Source organism: Sphaerisporangium sp. NPDC051017 (genome assembly GCF_040683095.1).
Classification (GTDB): Bacteria; Actinomycetota; Actinomycetes; order Streptosporangiales; family Streptosporangiaceae; genus Sphaerisporangium.
The window spans coordinates 1-5,125 of the sequence record NZ_JBFBCI010000131.1 but is presented as its reverse complement, the minus strand read 5'-3'; the positions used below and the strand labels follow the sequence as shown (position 1 = coordinate 5,125).

Below are 5,125 nucleotides of genomic sequence, written 5' to 3'. Positions count from 1 at the left end.
TCGATCCCGGACGCCCCGGGCGGCGGCGGCATCAACTCGACGCTGAACATCTACGTCAACGGCCAGTTCCTCAAGCCGATCAACCTGACCTCGAAGTACTCGTGGCTGTACGGCAACGAGACCGCCCCCGGCAACTCGCCCGGAGCGGGCCCGCGCCACATCTACGACGAGGCCAACGTGCTGCTCGGGACCACCGTCCCGGCCGGCAGCAAGATCCGCATGCAGAAGGACCCGGCCAACTCGACGACGTACGCGATCGACTTCATCAACCTGGAGCAGGTCTCGCCGATCGTCAACCCCGACCCGGCCAAGTACGCCGTCCCGGCAGGCTTCAGCCACCAGGACGTGCAGAACGCGCTGGACCGCGTGCGCATGGACAACACCGGCAGCCTGATCGGCGTCTACCTGCCCGCCGGTGACTACCAGACCTCCCAGAAGTTCCAGGTCTACGGCAAGGCGGTCAGGGTCGTCGGCGCCGGTCCGTGGTACACGCGCTTCTACGCGCCGACCTCCTCGGAGAACTCCGACATCGGCTTCCGCGCCGAGTCCTCGGCCAACGGCTCGGTGTTCACGGGCTTCGCCTACTTCGGCAACTACGTGACCCGCATCGACGGCCCGGGCAAGGTGTTCGACTTCTCGAACGTCGCCAACATGGTCATCGACAACGTCTGGGTCGAGCACCAGGTCTGCATGTACTGGGGCGCGAACACCGACAACATGACGATCAAGAACTCCCGCATCCGCAACACGTTCGCCGACGGCATCAACATGACGAACGGCAGCACGGACAACCTCGTGAGCAACATCGAGGCGCGGACGACCGGCGACGACAGCTTCGCGCTGTTCTCGGCGATCGACGCGGGCGGGGCCGACGAGAAGAACAACGTCTACGAGAACCTGACGGCCATCCTCCCGTGGCGCGCGGCCGGTGTCGCGGTCTACGGCGGGTACGCCAACACGTTCCGGAACATCTACATCGCGGACACGCTGACCTACTCCGGCATCACGATCAGCTCGCTGGACTTCGGCTATCCGATGAACGGCTTCGGCGCCGACCCGCCGACCAGGTTCGAGAACATCTCGATCGTCCGGGCCGGCGGCCACTTCTGGGGCCAGCAGACCTTCCCCGCGATCTGGATCTTCTCCGCCTCGAAGGTGTTCCAGGGCATCCGCGTCAACGACGTCGACATCATCGACCCGACCTACAGCGGCATCATGTTCCAGACGAACTACGTCGGCGGGCAGCCGCAGTTCCCGGTCAAGGACACCATCTTCACGAACGTCTCGATCTCGGGCGCTCAGAAGAGCGGTGACGCCTTCGACGCCAAGTCCGGCTTCGGCATCTGGGTGAACGAACTGCCCGAACCCGGCCAGGGCCCGGCGGTCGGCACGGCGACGTTCAACAACCTGCGGCTCGGCAACAACGCGCAGGACATCAAGAACACCACGTCCACCTTCACGATCGTCCGCAACTAGCCCCCGCCCCCCCGGCCCGCGGGACACGCTCCCGCGGGCCGGACGGCAGGCGTTACGAGACGGGAAAGGGTGCCACCGGAGACTTTCCGGCGGCACCCTTCTCGTGTTCACGCGGTCAGGTCATGGGGTCAGGTCAGTCGTGCAGGTCGGCGCAGTTGCGGGCGTCGGGGTCCTTGCCCGCCTTGGGCTCCCAGTGGACGTTGGCGAACGACGCCGAGAACGCGCCGTCGGTGTAGACGAGGAACGGCGTGTTGGTGTTCTCGAAGTCGAGGCCCGCGGCCGCGAAGCACGCCAGCGGGATCTTGACGGTCGCCTTGGCGCCGGTGGGGAGGTCCCGGAACAGCGAGGTGGCCACGACCTCCGAGGCGCACGGGTACACGCAGTGGACGCTCACCACCGTCCTCGCCGCCGGAGCCTGGTGCACGATCGTGTCGAAGACCAGGGCGCCGTCGGCGTTGAGGTAGCCGCGCAGGTCGCTGCCGCCGGCCGGGTCCTGCATGTAGATCTGGCCGGGCCCGGTGCCGGTCCAGGTCGCCTTGAGCCCGTCCTGCTGCACGTTGACGTCCGTGGGGACGACGTTGATCTCCGCGTGCGCGGCCGTCCCGTCCACGCCGATCTCGGTGCCGCCCCAGTTCTCGGGCGAGCCGATGAAGCTCTTGTACGGCGCGATGTCGGTCCGGTTGAAGATCTCCAGCGGGTCGGTCGCGGTGCCGCCGCCTCCGTTGGAGCCGCAGCCGGTCTCGGGGAGGGTCTCGTCCAGGTGCCCGATCGCGGAGTTCTGGCCGGAGCGCAGGCCGTAGCCCAGCGGGAACAGCGGGTCGTAGCCCTCGTCGCCCGCGTTGAGCGGGGTCTGGCAGACGCCCCTCGGCCAGCTGTAGGACAGCTTGCCGGTGTAGCCCTCGTAGTGGCGCGAGGCGCGCACGAGCTGGTCGGCGACGCCGCCGCCCTCGGTGCCCGGCAGCCAGGCCGCGACGAACGCGTCCGAGCGGTTGATCTCCTTGTTCACCCACAGCGGGCGGCCGCTGACGTACACCGTGACGACCGGCGCGCCCTTTCCGTACACCTTGTCCAGGACGGCGAGGTCGCCGGGGTACATCTTGGCCGCCTCCAGGCTGCGCCGCCCGAGATCGCCCACACCCTCGGCGTACGGCGTCTCGCCGATGACCGCGATCACCGCGTCGTACGCCGAGGGGTCGACGCCGTCGGCGGTCTCGCTGAAGGTGACGTTCTGCGCGCCGAGCACCTCGCGCAGGCCGCCGAGGATGGTCGTGCTGTTCGGGAAGTCGGCGTTGGTGTTGCCGGTGCCCTGCCAGGTGAGGGACCAGCCGCCCGTCTGGTTCTGCAGGCTGTCGGCGGTCTTGCCGACGACCAGCACCTTCGAGCGCGGGGCGAGCGGCAGCACCCGGCCGTTGTTCTTCAGCAGGACCTGCGACTCGCGGACGGCCTCGCGGGCGAGCTTCCTGGCCTGAAGCGCGTCACCCGAGCGGGCGAAGGGACGCGAGGACGGCTTGGGCGCCTCGAACACCCCGGCGCGCAGCTTGACCCGCAGGATGCGCCGCACGGCGTCGTCGATACGCGCGACCGGGATCTGCCCGGACTCGACCTGGGCGATCGTGTTGGCGATGAACGCCTTCCAGTCGTACGGCACCATCACGACGTCGACGCCCGCGTTGATCGCGCGGGGGCAACTCGCGTTGGTGCAGCCCTCGACCTGGCCGATACCGTTCCAGTCGGTGACGACGACGCCGTCGAAGCCCATCTTCTGCTTCAGGATGTCGGTCAGGGCCTTCTTGCTGCCATGCAGCTTGCCCTCCGCGATGCCGAGGTCGGCGTTGGTCCAGCTGTTGAACGACGCCATCACGGTCTGCGCGCCGGCCGCGAGGGCCCCGTAGTAGCCCTGCCCGTGGATGTTGATCATCTCGGCTTCGGACGACGGGTTCACGCCCTGGTCGACGCCGCGCGCGGTGCCGCCGTCGCCGATGAAGTGCTTGGCTGTGGCGATGACGCCCCTGCTGGAAAGGCCGTGGGAGTTCCCGCCCTGAAGGCCCCGCACGGCCTCGTAGCCGTACGCGCGGGTGATGCGCGGGTCCTCGGAGTAGCCCTCGTAGGTGCGGCCCCAGCGGTCGTCGCGGACGACGGCCAGCGTGGGCCCGAAGGTCCAGTCCTGGCCGGTGGCGCGGATCTGCGCGGCGGTCGCCTCGCTGATGTCGCGGACCAGGCACGGGTCGTGCGCGGCGCCGAGGCCGATGTTGTGCGGGAAGATCGTCGCGCCGTAGACGCCGTTGTTGCCGTGGACGGCGTCGATGCCCCAGATCACGGGGATCTTCGTCCGGGTGGCGACGGACGCCTTCCAGTACGCGTCGGCGAGGTCCAGCCACGCCTTCTGCGAGGCGTGCTTGTCGCGGCCGGGCCAGGAGCCGCCGCCGTTCAGCACCGACCCGATGCCGTACTGCCCGACCTCCTCCGGGGTGATCGCGACGATCTCGGGCTGCGTCATCTGCCCGACCTTCTCGGCCAGCGTCATCCCGGCGAGGATCTTCGAAATGCGCCTCTCGTCCGAGTCGCTCCGCTCGACCCTGCTCCTGACCTTCGGCCAGTCGGCGAGCGTGGGAAGGCTCCTCTCGATACGAGCACAGCCGTGCTCGGTCGCCGGCGGCCCGACGACGGGCTGCCGTACGCCCGTCCCACCACCGGCCGTACTCGCCGTCGCGCCGGCCGTGCCGGCCTCTGTGCCGGTGGGACGAGCCGCTGTGACGGCCGTACCCGCCGAGGCCGCCTGGGGCAGTCCGGTGGTGCCCACGGCGAGCAGGGCGAGGGACAGCAGAGCCACGGCTCCGCGCCGGGCACCCGATCGGGTGAGATGTCGTGTCATGGAGGATCCGTTCTTCAGGCACGCCAGAAACTCGTGAGCGGCCCCCCAAGCCCGCGCACTGCGCCGATCTTGACCCCGTGAGACCCACGCGTCAAGACCGCGCAAGAGCGCTCTCCCGCCCCGGCAACCCCACAGGCACCTCACGTAAAGAGGAATACCGCCTGCAACAACGCGCCAGATACGCCTTCCCCGCCCTCCTCCGACCCGCTCACAGACGCCGAGCCGCCCCCGGCGATGAGAGCGCTCTCGACCCCGGACCGACCACCCCCCGTCACAACTCTCGACCAGGGCGTCATACCGATGCCAACCAACTCGCGCCCCCTGGCCCGCTCCCTTCTGTGCCCGGCTAAATCACGGGGTCCTGCCGGGGCAGGCGGGGCGGAGGCTGTACAGTTCCTCGGCGGCCTCCATGCAGGACGTGCCACACCCCCCTCACGCGGACGGCAAACGCCGACACCCTAATAACCGCGACAGCGCACAAACCCGGTCGAACCCAACGCCACAGCGGTGCTGGTTTCTGAAACTGCCATAACCCATTCATGGCCACGAACCATGGCCCTAACGTCACAGCTAGTGATCACCACAGCACGCTAAGCGAATTCACCCCGGCCGCGACGGCCACGGCACGACATAACGACATTTCGCCTCGCACGACAAACGAGCCCCACCGCGGCCGCCGCATCTACGGCCGACTCGCCGCGTTCCAGGAAAGATCATGCTCTAGCGAGTGATTCTTGTCATATTGCTTCAAGATCACCGTGATGCTCTGATCGATTG

The 5,125-nt window shown here is 68.3% G+C and carries 1 protein-coding gene and 1 pseudogene; one reads left to right on the top strand and one right to left on the bottom strand.

The window, feature by feature from the left end:
- A pseudogene (locus AB0M95_RS40710) lies at positions 1-1,476 on the top strand (glycosyl hydrolase); the annotation flags it as partial.
- 133 nt (positions 1,477-1,609) lie between these two features.
- On the opposite strand, the gene AB0M95_RS40705 reads toward AB0M95_RS40710, so the two are convergent.
- Positions 1,610-4,348, bottom strand: coding sequence for an exo 1,3/1,4-beta-D-glucan glucohydrolase (locus AB0M95_RS40705; protein ID WP_363777053.1), 2,739 nt, complete (start codon positions 4,346-4,348; stop codon positions 1,610-1,612).
- Between the last annotated feature and the right edge of the window lie 777 nt (positions 4,349-5,125).

Bases quoted from the DNA above. Each gene is read 5' to 3' on its own strand.
- AB0M95_RS40705 (WP_363777053.1), bottom strand. From the start codon at position 4,348: ATGACACGACATCTCACCCGATCGGGTGCCCGGCGCGGAGCCGTGGCT.